Here is a 15,601-nt window from a genome sequence, read left to right on the forward strand (position 1 = left end):
GGCGATTCCCGGCCACTGTTCACGGCCTGGACGGCCCCGGGCACGGGCCGGGCACGGCGTGGGCGCGCCCCCGGACACGGCTCGGCGTAGGCGCGCCCCCGGACACGGCTCGGCGTGGGCGCGCCCCCGGACACGGCTCGGCGTGGGCGCGCGGCCCCGGACACGGCTCGGGCACGGTGTGGGCGCCGCCCCCGGAACGGCCAGGGGTCCCCCGCCCGCCGCTGTGCCGTGGCCCCGCGGACGTGGGTGTCTCCCCGCGGCCGGATTCCATGCATCCGCCTCCTCCCGGCGGAGGCCGTCCGGGATCATGAGGCATGCGTCCGGATGACTGGCACCTCACTGACGACGTCGACGAGTTCCTCGCCCGAGCCGGGCGGTTCCTGCGCTCGCGCCCCGCCCTGCACACCACGCCGCTCTCGGTCACGGAGAAGCTCCGCACGCTAGGGGCGGACGCGTACGAGGGCCGGTTCCCCGTGCTCGGCAGGCTGGAGCGAGGGGGCGAGGTCGAGGCCACGTTCTTCCGCTTCCCGTCCCGCGGGATGAACGTCACCCCGCTCACCCCGGAGCAGGCCGACACCCTCGCGGCCCGCCTGGTGGCCCTGGGGTGGGCCCTGCCGTCCGTCACCGCCGACGAGGACACGGCGACGGCCTTCACGGAGGCCTGGCACCGGCACACGGGCGCGACGGCGACGCCCCGTGTCCGGCTGCGTCTGTACCGCCTCGGCACGCTCACCCCGCCGGACCCGCACCCGGAGGGCCGGGGCCGACTCGTGGGCGAGGGGGACCAGGAGCACCTCATGCAGTGGTGCCGTGAGTTCGCAGCGGACGTCGAGGAGGACGTCACGATCGACGCCGCGTCGTGGGCGCACACCCGCTTCGCCGAGAAGCGCTACACGTACTGGGAGACCCCGGACGGCACCCCCGTCTCCATGGCGGGCGTGAACCCGATGGTCGCCGGCATGGCCCGGGTGGACCCCGTCTACACCCCGGCCCACCTCCGCGGCCGGGGCTACGCGGCCGCGGTGACGACCGAGGTGAGCCGGGCCGCCCTGACCGCGGGCGCCACGGACGTCGTCCTCTACACCAACGCGGCCAACCCCACCAGCAACGCCCTCTACCAGCGCCTCGGCTACGTCCGCCTCACCGATGTGGTGGTACACGACCTGGCCGCAGGCTTCGCCCCCGGACAGGCCTCTTGCACCCCCAAAGGCGAGAAAGGGGCATAGCAATGATGAAGCACATGGGACGGGTAGTGGCGGCCGCGCTGCTCGCCGCGGCCGGCATCTTCGGCGCCTCGGCCCATGCCTTCGCCGATCCGAAGCCTCCCACCAACGGGGGCAACGGAGCAGGGCAGAGCGGCCAGTGCACGGGACCCGCTTCCGAACGTCCGACCTCTTGCCAGAGCCCTGGGGGTGTGAGCGACCGGTAGGCGGGCCGCGCATGACCACCGCCCCACACATGGCCCCGGAGTCTCCTCCGGGGCCTTTGGTTCCCCGGACATCCGTTACCGCCGGCTCCGTCCCCACCGGTCCGCCAGCACCGCGGACATCACTTCACCACGATGCTGTCCCCGGACGACGTCGACGGCCCGGTGGTGGTGTTCCCGTAGTACACCCAGCGCCACGTACCCGTCCTGGAGGCCTTCACGGTCGTCCTCAGATCACCCGAGCCGTTCGCGTACACCTTCTTCACCGTGGTGTAGGAGGCGGTGCCGGCAGGCTTGAACTGCAGGCTCACCAGGCGGCCTCCGTAGGAGGCGTACTTCCTGGTCTCCCAGTTGGCCCGAGTGACCTTCCCGGTCACGGTGATGGTCCCGTCCTTGGACACCGGTTCGGGCGAGGCGTTCACGGACAGGCGGGAGTTGCGCTTGACGCGGACCGTCAGATCCATGCCGTCGGTGTCACCACCGCCACCCTCGAAGTACGCCTCGGCCCCGACCTTCCAGACCCCGGCCTCGCTGTTACGCATGTCCCACACGCTCGGGTCGAAGTACATCGTCTCCTTGAAGTCGCAGACGCCCGGGCTCACCTTGATGCAGTCGCTCGTCTCGACGGCGTGCCACAGCCGGTCACCCGCACCACCCCGGTACAGGAACACCGCCGGCCACTTCCACTTGTGAGTGGTCGCCATCCGGAAGGACGCGGGCACCGCGACCTCCTTCGACACCCCGATCACAATCGGCTTGCCGCCGTTCACCTGGACACGGGTGAACGAGACCCCGCCCTCGGCCGCCCCGGCCGGCGCCGCAGCCACGGCCGTGAACACCGCCGCCGCACCACCGGCTACGACGACTCTCCAGAGCTGCTTCCCCACCTGATCCCCAATCTCCTTACGGAAAGGCACCGAAGGCTCATCCCTCCAGCGCCTTACAGACGGCCGGCATCCGCACGGGGTTGTACACCCGCGAATCACAATGGGGCATCAGACGGTCCCCGCCTTGCGCGAGGCGAGAGGCCGGTACGGTGCCCGGGATCCCGGCGATCGCCATGAGGCTCGCGGTGGAGGAACCCCTCCCCAGTCGGCCATGCACGGGCCGAGGGCGGCTTCCGGAGGAATCCTCCTCGGTACACGTGCACGGGGCGTGTCGTCGGGCTTGGCCAAGTTGCCTGCATGACTGACAGTGATCCGCTTGTGCCGGCACTCACCGGCCTGCTCGCCGACATCGTGTGGTGGCTGGAGAGCTGCGGGGACGAGGAAGTGGCTCCCGACTCCGCGGTAAAGATGATGGAGAGCCTGGGCTGGGTGCTCCTGCAACTGCCTTCAGACCAACGCCGACTGCTCTCGCAGGTGCTCCACGGCCCGAGGGGCCTGATCCCCGGAGCGTGAGGTCTGCGGGCGGTGCGGCAGGATGCTCGGACCTGGTTACTTCGGGAGGGAATCCATGGACTCCACGGATGGCGTCGTCGATCTGATCCACCTGGCCGACAAGCCCGGCACCAGCGGTCACAGTGTCTCCGTGCGCGTCCTGGGCCGATATCAACCCGGAATCCTGACCGGCCACGACTTCCTCGACTGCGAGATCGCCATCGTGGCGGAATCCGTCAACGCCACCTTCTCGGTGACTCTCCTCCCTGAGGACCTGGAGGACTGGGAGGACGCCTTGGCAATCCTGGAGTCCGGTCAGTTCGCCATGTGGCTCAACTCCGGGCGGACTCCCTCAATGAAGTTCAAGCCTGACGAGAGCCGCGGTCTCTGGGTGTCTGTTCACGACGGGCCGTCGTCAGGGGTCACTGTCACCGTGCCGCTGTTCGCACCATCGGGAACATGGGCCAGCGAGCAGCGTGCCCTACTCGCCCGAGTGCGCGAGGTCTTCCCTAGCGAGGTCGTCGAGACATCACCTGGTGCCTACGAGTGGCGGTGTGCCGGAAACGCCTGACGGCCCGGCCAGGCAACTGACGGCCCAGAGAGGGCCCAGCCCCACCAAGAAGCCCCCTACCAGCGGACAATCCGCAGGTAGGGGGCTTAATCAGCTCTAGTTACTTCTTCTTGCCCTGGTTCTTGACCGCCTCGATCGCCGCGGCGGCCGCCTCGGGGTCGAGGTACCTGCCGCCGGGGGTGACCGGGGTGAAGGCGGCGTCGAGTTCGTAGTAGAGGGGGATGCCCGTGGGGATGTTCAGGCCCGCGATGTCGGCGTCGGAGATGCCGTCGAGGTGCTTGACGAGGGCGCGGAGGCTGTTGCCGTGGGCGGCGACGAGGACCGTGCGGCCCGCGAGGAGGTCCGGGACGATGCCGTCGTACCAGTACGGGAGCATGCGGACGACGACGTCCTTCAGGCACTCCGTGCGGGGGCGCAGCTCCGGCGGGATCGACGCGTAGCGGGCGTCGCCCGACTGGGAGTACTCGGTGCCGTCCTCCAGCGGGGGCGGCGGGGTGTCGTACGAGCGGCGCCACAGCATGAACTGCTCCTCGCCGTACTCGGCGAGCGTCTGCGCCTTGTCCTTGCCCTGGAGGGCACCGTAGTGGCGCTCGTTGAGGCGCCAGGAACGGTGGACGGGGATCCAGTGGCGGTCCGCGGCCTCGAGGGCCAGCTGGGCGGTGCGGATCGCGCGCTTCTGGAGGGAGGTGTGGAGCACGTCGGGCAGCAGGCCGGCGTCCTTCAGCAGCTCACCGCCGCGCATCGCCTCCTTCTCGCCCTTCGACGTGAGGTTGACGTCCACCCAGCCGGTGAACAGGTTCTTCTCGTTCCACTCGCTCTCGCCGTGGCGGAGGAGGATCAGCTTGTACGGTGCGTCGGCCATGGCCCCGAGCGTAATAGACGGGCGGGAGACGTCGCCCATATGGCCGACAGGCGGACAGTTCCGGCGGGCGGACGGTCCCGTCGGCCGGCGGTTTCGGCCTGCAGGCGGACGGTCGTGGCGGGCGGTCGCCGGGGCCTCGCGGCGGGCGCTCTCGGCTCGCCTCGTCAGTTGACGGTGTCTGTTAATTGGGTGGTCCGGCGCGCGCCCCCGTTCGTAAGTTGTGTTCACCGCTTCAGCCGCTTACGTCGTGGGGGACCGTCATGCCACTCGCCGCTGCCAGACGCGCTGTCCGGGAGTCCGTCTCGGGGCTGCCCCGTGAGTTCTGGTGGCTGTGGACGAGCACGCTGGTCAACCGGCTCGGCGCGTTCGTCGCCACGTTCATGGCGCTCTATCTGACGCTCGACCGCGGCTACTCCGCCTCGTACGCCGGTCTGGTCGCCTCTCTCCACGGCCTCGGCGGTGTCATCTCCTCGCTCGGCGCCGGCGTCATGGCCGACCGGCTCGGGCGGCGGCCCACCCTGCTGATCGCCCAGGCCTCCACGGCCTTCTCCGTCGCCCTGCTCGGCTTCGTGAAGGACCCCGTCGCCATCGCCGCCGTCGCCTTCCTCGTCGGCGCCACCAGCAACGCCTCCCGGCCGGCGGTGCAGGCGATGATGGCGGACATCGTGCGGCCCGAGGACCGCGTGCGCGCGTTCTCCCTGAACTACTGGGCGATCAACCTCGGCTTCGCCGTCTCCTCCATGGCCGCCGGTTTCATCGCCGAGGTGAGCTATCTCGCCGGCTTCCTGATCGAGGGGGGCATGACCCTCGTGTGCGCGATCGTCGTCTTCCTGAAGCTGCCGGAGTCGCGGCCCGAACGGACGACGGCGGAGAAGGCCGCCGCCGACGAGGTCGGCCTCGGGACCGTGCTGCGCGACCGGCGGTTCATGAGCGTCGTCGGGTTGTCCTTCCTCGTCGCGGTGATCTTCCAGCAGGGCTCGGTCGGACTGCCGGTCGCCATGGGCGAGGCGGGCTTCTCCCCCGCCGACTACGGCCTCGCGATCGCCGTCAACGGCGTGCTGATCGTCGCGCTCCAGATCCCGGTCACGCGTTTCATCGAGCACCGCGACACCGGGCGGCTGCTCGTCATCTCCTCCGTGCTCGCGGGGTACGGCTTCGGCCTCACCGCCTTCGCCGGCTCGATCGGCGTCTTCGCCCTCACCGTCTGTGTGTGGACCCTCGCCGAGATCGTCAACGCCCCCACCCAGACGAGCCTCGTCGTCCGCCTCTCCCCCGTCCACGGCCGGGGCCGCTACCAGGGCATGTACACCATGTCCTGGTCCGTCGCCGCCCTCGTCGCACCCGTGATGTCCGGTGTGGTCATCGACCGGTGGGGCGCGGAGTGGCTGTGGGGGCTGTGCGCGGTGGTGGGGACCGTGGCGGGCGCCGGTTACTGGCTGCTGATGCGGGGGACGCCGGAAGGGCCGGAGGGAGTCGAACCGGTGGACGACCTGCCCGCCGAGCAGGCCGCCGCCGCGACCCCGGAGGCCGGTGCCGGGCTGGGTTCCGCCTGAGTCGTCCGCCGGAGTAATCCGCCGGAGATCAGCTCTGGCCGGCGGTCCCGCGGCCCCCCTCGTCCCGTGTCAGGTGGCTGAACGCGTCCAGGTTGTGTGTCGGTTCGCCGCGCGACACACGCCAGGCGTACTCCTTGCGGATCGCGGTGGCGAAGCCCAGCTCCAGGAGGGTGTTGAAGGCGCCGTCCGCCGCCTCCAGGACCTGGCCGAGGAGGCCGTCGATACTCTCCGGCGTGACGGCGGCGAGCGGCAGCCTGGCGGTGACGTACACGTCGCCGAGCTGGTCGACGGCGTAACTCACGCCGTACAGCTTGAGGTTGCGCTCCAGGAGCCAGCGGTGGACGCCGGCCTCGTTCTCGTCGGGGTGGCGGATCACGAAGGCGTTGAGGGAGAGGGAGTGCCTGCCGACGAGCAGGGAGACGGTCGTGGAGAGTTTGCGCGTGCCGGGCAGCTTCACCACGTAGGCGCCGGGACCGGGACTCTCCCACTCCAGCTCGGCCTCGGTGAGGACCTGCTCGATGATCGCCGCTGCGTCAGCCATGGGGCGAGCCTACCCGCCGGTAGGGGGTTGGGTACGGCCACGGCGGGCGTACGGCCGCCGCTCCGCGTACCGGCGTTGGCGCGAGCCCTCGGCCGTGGGCTCTGGGCTCTGGGCTCTGGGCTCTGGGCTCTGGGCTCTGGGCTCTCAGCCGCAAGCCAACAGCCAGCGGCCGTCAGCCGTCAGCCGTCAGCCGTGGGCCGTCAGCCGTGGGCCCTCGTCCCGCAAGCCCTCGTCCCGCAAGCCCTCGGCCCTCGGCCCTCGGCCCTCAGCCGTGGACCCGCAGCCCGTGCCGTCGGTGATCGTGGGTCGCCGCCGTGTACACGTCGGCGGTGGCCCGCGCGGCGGTGTCCCAGCCGAAGGACTCGGCGTGGCGGGCGGCGGCCTCGCCCATGCGGGCGGTGAGTTCGGGGGTGTCGGCGAAATCACGCAGCACGCGCGCGTACGCCGCAGGATCGTGCCCCTGGACCAGGAAGCCGGTGTGCCCGTCGCGCACCGCGACCGGGAGGCCGCCGACCGCGGCGGCCAGCACCGGCGTACCGGCCGCCTGCGCCTCGATGGCGACGAGGCCGAAGGACTCGCTGTAGGACGGCATGACCAGCACGGACGCCGCCCGGAACCAGTCCGCGAGCTGCTCCTGGCCGACCGGCGGGCGGAAGCGCACGACATCGGCGATACCGAGGCGGGCGGCCAGTTTCTGCAGCCCCTCCGGCTTGGCGAGCCCGCTGCCGCTCGGTCCGCCGACGACCGGCACGACGATCCTGGACCGCAGTTCGGGCCGCTCGCCGAGCAGGACGGCCACGGCGCGCAGCAGCACGTCGGGGGCCTTGAGGGGCTGGATGCGGCCGGCGAAGAGAGGGATCAGCGCGTCCTGGGGGAGGCCGAGGCGGGCCCGGGCCGCGGCTCGGCCGTCGGCCGGGCGGAAGCGTTCGAGGTTCACGCCGGGATGGACGACGGCGACCTTGGCGGGGTCGGCGTCGTAGTGCCGTACGAGTTCGTCGGCCTCCTCCGCGGTGTTGGCTATGAGGCGGTCGGCGGCCCGTACGACCTGGGTCTCGCCGATGACGCGGGCCGCGGGTTCGGGGGTGTCGCCCAGGGCGAGTGCGGCGTTCTTGACCTTCGCCATCGTGTGCATCGCGTGCACCAGCGGGACGCCCCAGCGTTCGGCGGCGAGCCAGCCGACGTGGCCGGAGAGCCAGTAGTGCGAGTGGACGAGGTCGTAGTGGCCGGGGCGGTGCCCCGCCCATGCCTGCATCACCCCGTGGGTGAAGGCACACAGCTGGGCGGGCAGGTCCTCCTTCGCCAGCCCCTCGTACGGGCCCGCGTCGACATGCCGGACGAGGACACCGGGCGCCAGCTCGACCTTCGGCGGGAGGGCCGCCGTCGTGGCCCGCGTGAAGATCTCCACCTCGATGTTGAGCTCCGCGAGCCGCTGCGCGAGCTCCACGATGTAGACGTTCATGCCGCCCGCGTCGCCCGTGCCCGGCTGGTGGAGCGGCGAGGTGTGCACGGACAGCATCGCCACGCGGCGGGGCTTCCTGTGCAGTCTCAACCGGGACGCGGCGGTCGGAGAGCGTCGCCCGAGCCTGCTGACGTAGTGGCTCACGTGGCGTTCCTCCTTGCTGCGGGCATGCCGTTCGGAGGGCATGCGGACCCTCTCGGCAGGGGGAACGCCGGACGAGGCGGTTCCATTTCCTCTTTGCAAAACAATTACCGACCATCGCTCAACCGTTCGACGACTGCCCGGATACGGGACCCCGGGGACCGATACGGGTGGCACGACGGGCCGGCGCCCCCCCCGAGGGCCCGGGGCGGAGCCCCGGGGAACGGCCGCCCCGCATACGCTCGGCCCATGGCAAGACCCGTCGGCACGGTGACCCGCGGCACCACCAACCCCAACCGTCTGCGCCGCATGGACCGCTGGATCGCCGCGACCCACGGCGCCGAACTCCGCCGTGCCGCCACCCCCCTCGCGGTGGACCTCGGCTACGGCGCCGCCCCCTGGACCGCGCTGGAGCTGCTGCGGCGCCTGCGCGCGGCGGCGCCCCGCACCGAGGTCGTCGGCATCGAGATCGACCCGGCCAGGGTGGCGGCGGCGCGGCCGTACGCGTGCGAGGGCCTGACCTTCCGGCACGGCGGCTTCGAGGTGCCGGTGCCGGGGCGCCCGGCCCTCATCCGGGCGGCGAACGTCCTGCGGCAGTACGACGAGGAGGAGGTCGCCGCCGTGTGGGAGCGGCTGTGCGCCCGCCTCGCACCGGCCGCCCCGCCGTCACCCGGCGGCCTGCCGGTCTCGACGGGCGGACTGCTCGTCGAGGGCACCTGCGACGAGATCGGCCGCCGCCACGTGTGGGTCGCCCTCGGCCCGGAGGGGCCCCGCACGGTCACCTTCGCCACCCGGCTCGGCTCGCTGGAACGCCCCTCCGACCTCGCCGAGCGCCTCCCCAAGGCACTGATCCACCGCAACGTCCCGGGGGAGCCCGTCCACGCCTTCCTCCGCGACTTCGACCGCGCCTGGGCCGCCGCGGCCCCGTACGCCTCGTACGGGGCCCGCCAGCGCTGGATCCGCACGATCCGCGATCTGCGCGCGGACTGGCCGGTGCGGGACGGGGTCGCACGCTGGCGCCAGGGCGAGGTGACGGTCGCCTGGGAGGCGCTGGCGCCCAGGGCCTGAGCGGCACCGGAACATCCTTAACTCCCCCCGGGCGCAATTCCGGTGACACGCCGCAACGTTCCCGCGGCACGAGGGAACGCTCCCGGTGAGTCGTTCGTCACACAGACGGGAGCCCGGTGATGCGGGCGGGAGCAGGGGGAAGGGAGTTTCCGCCCGCCTCTGTCGCATTGCGCGGCTCCGTGGCACGATCACCCAGGCGCCGGAAGTTACTGACGGTTAATCAGTTCGCTCCGGCGGGAGCCGTCGGTGCTGGAACGGGTTGGGGGCAAGGGGTATGGGCAAGCGGAGCCTGACCATGGCGGCCGTGGCCGTGGTCTGCGCGATGACCGTGCTGGGCACACCGGTCACCGCGTACGCGAGCCAGACGCGACCGACCGACCCGACCCCCACACCGGCCCCGTCGGGCACGGGCACCCCCGACGCGGACTCCGGGCCGGTCACCAACGAGGAGTTGGAGGCCGTACGCGCGAAGCTGGAGGACCTCTACCACGACGCGGCGGTCGCCACCGACGCGTACAACGCGGCGGAGGAGAAGGCCGACAAGCAGTCCGCCGAGCTCGTCGACCTGGCGAACGAGATCGTCAAGGGCCAGGAGAAGCTGGACGAGTTGCAGGACCTGATCGGCGCCGCGGCCCGCGCCCAGTACCGGGGCGGCAGTCTGCCGCCGGAGGTCCGGCTGTGGCTGAGCGAGAACCCCCAGGAGTTCCTGGAGGGCGCGGACCGGCTGCGGCAGGGGCAGTTGGCGACCAAGGGCCTGCTCGCCGAGATGAACCGCACGCAGGACGACCTGGAGCAGTACTCCAAGGACGCCTCCGCGCGCTGGGAGAAGCTCGAGGCGAACCGCAAGGCCAAGGAGAAGGCCAAGAAGAAGATCAAGAAGCAGATCGCCGCCGCCGAGAAGCTGGAAGCCGAGCTGGAGGACGACGAGCGGGAGCGGCTGGCCGAGCTGGAGGAGGACGTCGCACGGCAGTCACAGGCCGCCTGGCTGGACTCCGGCATCCTCGACGAGATCGACGGCAAGGCGTCGGAACAGGGCCGGAAGGCCGTGAAGTTCGCGACGGACCAGATCGGCAAACCGTACGAATGGGGCGCCGAGGGCCCCCGGACGTACGACTGCTCCGGCCTCACCAGCCAGGCGTGGATCGCGGCCGGCCGGAGCATCCCCCGGACCTCGCAGGAGCAGTGGCGGCAGCTCAAGCACATCCCCGTCGAGAACATGCGACCCGGCGACCTGATCATCTACAACGCCGACGCCAGCCATGTCGCCATGTACATCGGCGACGGCACGATCGTCCACGCCCCGCGCCCGGGGCGGACGGTGACGATCGCGGGTGCGGGTTCGATGCCGATCCTGGGGGTCGTACGCCCGGACGCGTGACCGGCGGACGCGGGGCGAGCAGCGCGCCGGGCCCCGCCCCCGGGGCGCCCGACCGTCACGCGAGCGGCCACAACTCGCCGGTGAGCGGCCGGTTTTCCACCTCCACCCCCTCCTCATTCCACCCGTAATCCACCGAAACCACCCGAACGCCCGAGCCGCGCGGCACCCAAGTGACCGACCGCACGTGACTCCCACCACCTTCGGCCGCCGCCTCGACCCCCGTCGCGTGACATTCGTCATCCCGGACGAAAGCCCTGTCATGTCCAAATGCGGTACGGGATGCGGCATATGACGGTGGCCGATTGCCCTTCGGCGCCTCGCCGAGCATTCCGTTGCGGCGGGGCCTGGCGCTAAGGTCCCCGTCGGTGGGTCGAGGTCCCTCGCCCCGCCCGTGCCCTCGGGGGGAGGGAAGGAACCCAAGACGATGCCCGTACCCGTACCGCGGCAGAGAGCGATCCCGGCCGTGGAGAGTGGTCAGGCGCACGCCGTGTCCGCACCCAGCGGCCCATCCGGAGAGGGGGCGGCCCTGAACGCCTCGGCCCAGGCCCCTGCCGACAAGTCCACACACCCGGCCGGTCCGTCCGGCGGTGCCGTCTCCCCGACCGGCCCCACCAACCTCACGGTGCTGCTGATCGAGGACGACCCGTCCGGTTCGCTCAACGTGCCCGAGTTGCTCGACTCCGCGGGCAAGCCGATCCGCGTCCGCACCGCCCGCAACCTCACCGAGGCCCAGCGGCTGCTGACCGACGACGTCAACTGCATCCTCCTGGACCTGGCGCTGCCGGCCCCGGGCCGCGTCCCCGACGCCCCGGCCGCCTCCGGCGGCGGCACCGCCACGGAGACCGTCACCGGCATCGACGAACTCTCCGTCCTCAAGCACGTCCTGGAGCTGGCCCCCCGCCACGCCGTCCTCGCCCTCACCGACTCCGGTGACGCCGAGCGCGGCGCGGAGGCCGTGCGGGTCGGCGCGCAGGACTATCTGTTCCGCGACGAGCTGGACGACCGCCTGCTGAGCCGCGCGATCCGTTACGCGGTGGAGCGCAAGCGGTCGGACACGGCCGAGCGCCGGCTCACGGAGTCCCGGCTGCGCGCCCAGGAGAACGCCCGCCTGGAGCGCGGCCTGCTGCCCACGCCCCTGCTGGAGGGTTCGTCCCTGCGGTTCGCCGCGCGCTACCGGCCGGGCCGTTCCCGGGCGCTGCTCGGCGGCGACTTCTACGACACCGTCCGCACCCCCGACGGCACGGTCCACGTCATGATCGGCGACGTCTGCGGGCACGGCCCGGACGAGGCGGCGCTCGGCGTGGAGCTGCGCATCGCCTGGCGGGCGCTGACGTTCGCGGGGCTGTGCGGTGACGAACTGCTCTCCACGCTCCAGCGCGTCCTGGAGCACGAGCGGGAGAACGACGAGATCTTCGCGACGCTCTGCACGGTCGACATCGCGCCCGACGGCCGCCGCGCGGGTCTGTGCCTGGCCGGGCACCCGTCACCGCTGATCGCCCGCCACGGCCGGGACGGCGCCGCCCCGCCGGCCGAACTGCTGCCGTACGACAACGGCGGCCCCGCTCTCGGCCTGCTGCCGAACGCGCGCTGGCCGCGCACGCAGATCGAGCTGGGCGCCGCCTGGAGCCTGATGCTCTACACGGACGGGCTGATAGAGGGCCGTATCGGCGAGGGCAAGGAGCGCCTCGGCCAGGACGGCATGGTCGCGATGATCCGCCGCCAGCTCGCCGCCGGCCTGCGCGGCGAGGAGCTGCTGCGCGCCGCGGTGAACGAGGTCCGCGACCTCAACGGCGGCGAACTCACCGACGACGTGGCCGTCCTCCTCCTGGACCGCGAGGGCTGACCCGAGCCGGTCCCTGCCGGGGGTCGGGGGTCGGGGATCGGGGGTCGGGGATCGGGGATCGGGAGTCAGGTCGCCCGGTGCGATGTGGAGACCGCGGAATACGCCCGCGGGATCACCGGCCGCGGGACCACGCCCGCGGGATCACCCGGCCGCAGCTTCACGCCCGCGGGATCACCGGCCGCCGTTGTACGGCCCGTACGGTCCGTCGCTGCTCGAGCCGCGGCTGCCGCCCCGGCCACCGCCGCCGGAGATCTGCCGCACCGCGGGGCGCACGTCGACGATGTAGACGATGCTGGCGATCAGGCCGATGATCGGCAGGAACGACAGGAGCGGGAACAGCAGGCTCACGACGAGCGCGATCCCGAGGATGATCAGCCAGAACACCTTGGTCTGCTTGTCCGTCGCCCGGAACGCGTCCTCGCGCCGGAACGTGGCGTCGATCAGCGCGAACGCGGCCAGGGCGATCACAGCGAGCTGCAGCAGCCCCATGAACCCGGCGAAGCCGTCCATCAGCATGCCGCCCACCACCCGTTCTCTTCGCTCTCGCGGTCACGGTCGTCCGAACAGTCCTACGGGCCCACCGTACCCGTAAGAACGGGCCGAACACCTCAAAGGTGCCCGGCCCGTCCCCGTACCGTGTCCTGCGGCGCCGCACCGTCGCCGGGCCGGCGCCTACCGCCTACTTGGCGGGCGGCGTGGTCTTCTTCGCGGTCGTCGGCTTGCGGACCGGAGCCTTCTTCGCGGCCGGCTTGGCGGCGGGGGCCGGCGCGGGCGCGGCCTTGGCCTCGGCGGGCTTCGCCGGCTCGTCCTTGACCGCGACCGGCTCGGCCTTGGGCGCGGTGTTCGGCTCGACGGCGATCGCGAGCTCCTCGATCTCCTCCGCGGCCTCGCCGCGCCAGGTGCGCACGGCCTGCTCACCGTGCTCGGCGACCCGCTCGTAGGTCTCGCGGGCCTTCACGGCGTATTCGGCGGCCACGCCGACACTGCGCAGCGCGAGGTCCTGGGCGCTCTCGCCGAGCTTCTTGAGGTCGGTGTCCAGGGTGCCGAGCAGCTCGGTGACCTTGGTCTGGAGGGTCTCCTGCGTCTCCTTGACCCGGGCGGTCGCCTTCTCCTGGACGGCCTTGGGGTCGGTGTTGCGCACGGCGTCGATCTTGGCCGGCGCCTCGGCGCGCAGCTGCTCGACGATGCCGGGCACCTTCTTGGCCTGCTGGAGGGCGAGGTCGGCGGTGCCGGCGGCGAAGTAGAGCGGCGTCGGGTCGGTAACGGCCTTGCGGATGTCGTCGGTGATGGCCATGGTGATGGTCCTCCGGGTCTGGCGTTCAGCTGAGGGTTCTGTGCGGGTCCGGCCCACGGTCGACGTCTGTGACGGGTTCGGCGTCTTCAACGGCTTCCACCTCTTCGACGAGGCCGGATCTCCGGTCTGCGGTTGTGTGATGCGCGGTCGCGCGGTGCTGCGGGTCCGTGCTCGTGCGGTTCCGTGCTCGTGCGGTTCCGTGCTCGTGCGGGTCCGTGCTCGTGCGGGTCCGTGGTCTGCGGTCGGCGTCTGCGGTCTGCGGTCTGCGGTCTGCGGGTCCATGGCTCGGTCATCTCGCCGTCAGCCGCGGACCGGCGTCGCCGGGGCCCGGGCCGGGGGTCCGTCCGGCGCCTTCGCCGGCCTCCGCCTCCGCCTCGGCGCGGGCCGCGTCCCGGACCGTGTCCGAGTCCTCGCCGTCGCCTATGAGGACCTCGAACCCGTTCTCCTTGCGGAAGGACTCGTAGATCTGCAGCAGCACCTGCTTCTGCCGCTCGTTCAGCGTGGGATCGGCGAGTATGACGGCGCGCGTCTCCACCTCGTCCCGGTCCCGCTCGGCGTCGAGGATGCCGGCCCGCACGTACAGCGTCTCGGCGGAGATCCGCAGTGCCTTGGCGACCTGCTGGAGCACCTCCGCGCTCGGCTTGCGCAGCCCGCGCTCGATCTGACTCAGATACGGATTGGACACCCCGGCGGCGTCGGCGAGCTGCCTGAGCGACAGCTGCGCGTTTCGCCGCTGTTCACGCAGGTACTCACCGAGATTGCCGACGTTGAGCGATGCCATGCCTCCACCATGCCCCACCCTTGCTAACTATTGCAAGCACCTGCTTGCAAAAGTGTGCCACGCCACGTCGGCCGACGAGCTTCTGTCCTGTCTCTGTGATGTGCGGGCAGTCTCGGAGATCTCCGGGCATCTGGGCTGACGTCTCGGTCATTCCCCGGGCATTTGGTGGGGGGTCTCGGTCTTCACCGACGCTCGCGGACACCCCCACGGCCGCAGGGTTGTCCTCCCGGTCCCACGACTGAGCACGTTCGCCTGTACACGCCTGGGACTTTTCTCGGTATGAACCGCTCCGGGATTGCTGGAGGCTCTGTGCGTTGACTCCAGCCGCAGGCTGGGGCTGGTGTTGAGCGTGGTGGTCGGTCTCGTGCTCGTGGGGCGGGATGACCCCCCGCGCGAGGTTGTTCAAGCGTGGGGGAGTTGGCAACCGACGGCAACGCCGCAGGTGTGCGCACCACGCCCCGCGGCCCAGGCGTGATCCAAACGACAGGTCCCAGCCGAGGCAGGACAGCTTCAATCAGGTTCGTCGGTGGTGATCACGCGTCCTCCGGCCCTGCACGCCGTCCTGATCGCTGGGGCTACTGTGTCGGGGTATGGACACGGGCCAGTGGTTGGCAGACACCCGCACCTCCTACGACACGGTCGCGGCCAGCTATGCCGACCAGCTGCGCGAGGTGCTGGCCGGGGAGCCCTACCTTCGCGCGGCTCTGGCGTTGTTCGCCGAGTCGGTGCACGCGACCGGCGGCGGGCCGGTGGCGGACGTGGGCTGCGGACCGGGACACGTCACCGCTCACCTGCAGCAGCTGGGCGTGGACGCGTTCGGCATCGATCTCTCACCCTTGATGATCGACGTCGCTCGGCACGACCACCCCGGCCTGCGGTTCGAAGTCGGCTCGATGACCGACCTCCACCTCGCCGACGCTTCGCTCGCCGGCCTGCTCGCCTTCTGGTCGCTGATACACGTCCCCGACGATGCCGTCCCCACGGTCTTCAGCCACTTCCACCGCGTGCTACGCCCTGGCGGACCACTACTGCTCGGTTTTCACGTCGGCGACGAGTCGAGGCTCAAGACGCGGGGCTACGGCGGTCTCCCGATGAACGTCCACGTCCACCGCCGCCAGCCTGACCAAGTGGCAACCCGGCTTCGCGACGCCGGCTTCACGGTCGAGGCCCACCTGCTCCTCGACCTCGACGAGAGCGTTCCAGGGGCGGTCCTCTTCGCACGCCGTCAGCCCTGAGAGGTGTCCCGTAGCCGGCCGGCAACCCGTATCCCCTGAGCACGTCAACGCCTGGCATTCGCGATCTTGT

Annotated in this window: 15 protein-coding genes; 8 read left to right on the forward strand and 7 right to left on the reverse strand. The window is 71.4% G+C overall.

From position 1 onward, the window contains the following. Positions 1–314: 314 nt before the first annotated feature. On the forward strand, positions 315–1,226 hold the full coding sequence (locus tag AC067N_RS13525; protein WP_478679030.1) for a GNAT family N-acetyltransferase: 912 nt from the start codon (positions 315–317) through the stop codon (positions 1,224–1,226). A 322-nt stretch (positions 1,227–1,548) separates the two neighbouring features. On the opposite strand, the gene AC067N_RS13530 is transcribed toward AC067N_RS13525, so the two are convergent. Next, positions 1,549–2,313, reverse strand: a complete 765-nt coding sequence (locus tag AC067N_RS13530; RefSeq protein WP_478679031.1) for a hypothetical protein — start codon at positions 2,311–2,313, stop codon at positions 1,549–1,551. A 297-nt stretch (positions 2,314–2,610) separates the two neighbouring features. Between AC067N_RS13530 and AC067N_RS13535 the strand changes: the two genes are divergently transcribed. Together AC067N_RS13535 and AC067N_RS13540 are read left to right on the forward strand one after the other, a co-directional pair. After that, positions 2,611–2,826, forward strand: coding sequence for a hypothetical protein (locus AC067N_RS13535; protein ID WP_478679032.1), 216 nt, complete (start codon positions 2,611–2,613; stop codon positions 2,824–2,826). 55 nt (positions 2,827–2,881) lie between these two features. Then, positions 2,882–3,376, forward strand: a complete 495-nt coding sequence (locus AC067N_RS13540) for a DUF5959 family protein (protein ID WP_478679033.1) — start codon at positions 2,882–2,884, stop codon at positions 3,374–3,376. Between the two features lie 100 nt (positions 3,377–3,476). Here the strand turns inward: AC067N_RS13540 and AC067N_RS13545 are convergent, their stop codons facing one another. Then, positions 3,477–4,238 carry a phosphoglyceromutase gene (locus tag AC067N_RS13545; protein WP_478679034.1) on the reverse strand — a complete coding sequence of 254 codons (762 nt, stop codon included), beginning with the start codon at positions 4,236–4,238 and terminating at the stop codon, positions 3,477–3,479. Between the two features lie 260 nt (positions 4,239–4,498). Between AC067N_RS13545 and AC067N_RS13550 the strand changes: the two genes are divergently transcribed. Beyond that, positions 4,499–5,791, forward strand: coding sequence for an MDR family MFS transporter (locus AC067N_RS13550; RefSeq protein ID WP_478679035.1), 1,293 nt, complete (start codon positions 4,499–4,501; stop codon positions 5,789–5,791). A gap of 28 nt (positions 5,792–5,819) precedes the next feature. Here the strand turns inward: AC067N_RS13550 and AC067N_RS13555 are convergent, their stop codons facing one another. Beyond that, on the reverse strand, positions 5,820–6,332 hold the full coding sequence (locus AC067N_RS13555) for a type III secretion system chaperone family protein (protein WP_478679036.1): 513 nt from the start codon (positions 6,330–6,332) through the stop codon (positions 5,820–5,822). A 265-nt stretch (positions 6,333–6,597) separates the two neighbouring features. Beyond that, positions 6,598–7,935, reverse strand: a complete 1,338-nt coding sequence (mshA, locus tag AC067N_RS13560) for a D-inositol-3-phosphate glycosyltransferase (protein ID WP_478679037.1) — start codon at positions 7,933–7,935, stop codon at positions 6,598–6,600. 246 nt (positions 7,936–8,181) lie between these two features. Here mshA and AC067N_RS13565 point away from each other — a divergent pair, with 246 nt between their 5' ends. The 3 genes from AC067N_RS13565 to AC067N_RS13575 all read left to right on the forward strand — a co-directional run bounded on the left by AC067N_RS13565 (position 8,182) and on the right by AC067N_RS13575 (position 12,221). After that, positions 8,182–9,000, forward strand: a complete 819-nt coding sequence (locus AC067N_RS13565) for a class I SAM-dependent methyltransferase (protein WP_478679038.1) — start codon at positions 8,182–8,184, stop codon at positions 8,998–9,000. A 274-nt stretch (positions 9,001–9,274) separates the two neighbouring features. Further along, positions 9,275–10,378, forward strand: coding sequence for a C40 family peptidase (locus AC067N_RS13570; protein ID WP_478679039.1), 1,104 nt, complete (start codon positions 9,275–9,277; stop codon positions 10,376–10,378). A gap of 424 nt (positions 10,379–10,802) precedes the next feature. Further along, positions 10,803–12,221: a PP2C family protein-serine/threonine phosphatase gene (locus AC067N_RS13575; RefSeq protein ID WP_478679040.1), complete on the forward strand. Its 1,419-nt coding sequence runs from the start codon at positions 10,803–10,805 to the stop codon at positions 12,219–12,221. A gap of 171 nt (positions 12,222–12,392) precedes the next feature. Here the strand turns inward: AC067N_RS13575 and AC067N_RS13580 are convergent, their stop codons facing one another. The 3 genes from AC067N_RS13580 to AC067N_RS13590 all read right to left on the reverse strand — a co-directional run bounded on the left by AC067N_RS13580 (position 12,393) and on the right by AC067N_RS13590 (position 14,296). Beyond that, entirely contained in the window at positions 12,393–12,737 is a 345-nt protein-coding gene (locus tag AC067N_RS13580) for a DUF2516 family protein (RefSeq protein ID WP_478679041.1), read from the reverse strand. A 163-nt stretch (positions 12,738–12,900) separates the two neighbouring features. After that, positions 12,901–13,515, reverse strand: a complete 615-nt coding sequence (locus AC067N_RS13585; protein WP_478679042.1) for a hypothetical protein — start codon at positions 13,513–13,515, stop codon at positions 12,901–12,903. A gap of 289 nt (positions 13,516–13,804) precedes the next feature. Further along, the gene (locus AC067N_RS13590; protein WP_478679043.1) at positions 13,805–14,296 is read right to left on the reverse strand and encodes a helix-turn-helix domain-containing protein; all 492 of its coding nucleotides are present in this window, start codon (positions 14,294–14,296) and stop codon (positions 13,805–13,807) included. A 590-nt stretch (positions 14,297–14,886) separates the two neighbouring features. Between AC067N_RS13590 and AC067N_RS13595 the strand changes: the two genes are divergently transcribed. Further along, positions 14,887–15,531: a class I SAM-dependent DNA methyltransferase gene (locus tag AC067N_RS13595; RefSeq protein WP_478679044.1), complete on the forward strand. Its 645-nt coding sequence runs from the start codon at positions 14,887–14,889 to the stop codon at positions 15,529–15,531. The last annotated feature ends 70 nt before the right edge of the window (positions 15,532–15,601 follow it).

It is taken from the genome of Streptomyces sp. NPDC042364, assembly GCF_056437585.1.

Coding starts and splice junctions, on each gene's coding strand:
- AC067N_RS13555 (WP_478679036.1), bottom strand. CDS start 6,332: ATGGCTGACGCAGCGGCGATCATCGAGCAGGTCCTCACCGAGGCCGAG.
- AC067N_RS13590 (WP_478679043.1), bottom strand. CDS start 14,296: ATGGCATCGCTCAACGTCGGCAATCTCGGTGAGTACCTGCGTGAACAG.
- AC067N_RS13585 (WP_478679042.1), bottom strand. CDS start 13,515: ATGGCCATCACCGACGACATCCGCAAGGCCGTTACCGACCCGACGCCG.
- AC067N_RS13575 (WP_478679040.1), top strand. CDS start 10,803: ATGCCCGTACCCGTACCGCGGCAGAGAGCGATCCCGGCCGTGGAGAGT.
- AC067N_RS13540 (WP_478679033.1), top strand. CDS start 2,882: ATGGACTCCACGGATGGCGTCGTCGATCTGATCCACCTGGCCGACAAG.
- AC067N_RS13565 (WP_478679038.1), top strand. CDS start 8,182: ATGGCAAGACCCGTCGGCACGGTGACCCGCGGCACCACCAACCCCAAC.
- AC067N_RS13570 (WP_478679039.1), top strand. CDS start 9,275: ATGGGCAAGCGGAGCCTGACCATGGCGGCCGTGGCCGTGGTCTGCGCG.
- AC067N_RS13580 (WP_478679041.1), bottom strand. CDS start 12,737: ATGCTGATGGACGGCTTCGCCGGGTTCATGGGGCTGCTGCAGCTCGCT.
- AC067N_RS13595 (WP_478679044.1), top strand. CDS start 14,887: ATGGACACGGGCCAGTGGTTGGCAGACACCCGCACCTCCTACGACACG.
- AC067N_RS13535 (WP_478679032.1), top strand. CDS start 2,611: ATGACTGACAGTGATCCGCTTGTGCCGGCACTCACCGGCCTGCTCGCC.
- AC067N_RS13550 (WP_478679035.1), top strand. CDS start 4,499: ATGCCACTCGCCGCTGCCAGACGCGCTGTCCGGGAGTCCGTCTCGGGG.
- AC067N_RS13525 (WP_478679030.1), top strand. CDS start 315: ATGCGTCCGGATGACTGGCACCTCACTGACGACGTCGACGAGTTCCTC.
- AC067N_RS13545 (WP_478679034.1), bottom strand. CDS start 4,238: ATGGCCGACGCACCGTACAAGCTGATCCTCCTCCGCCACGGCGAGAGC.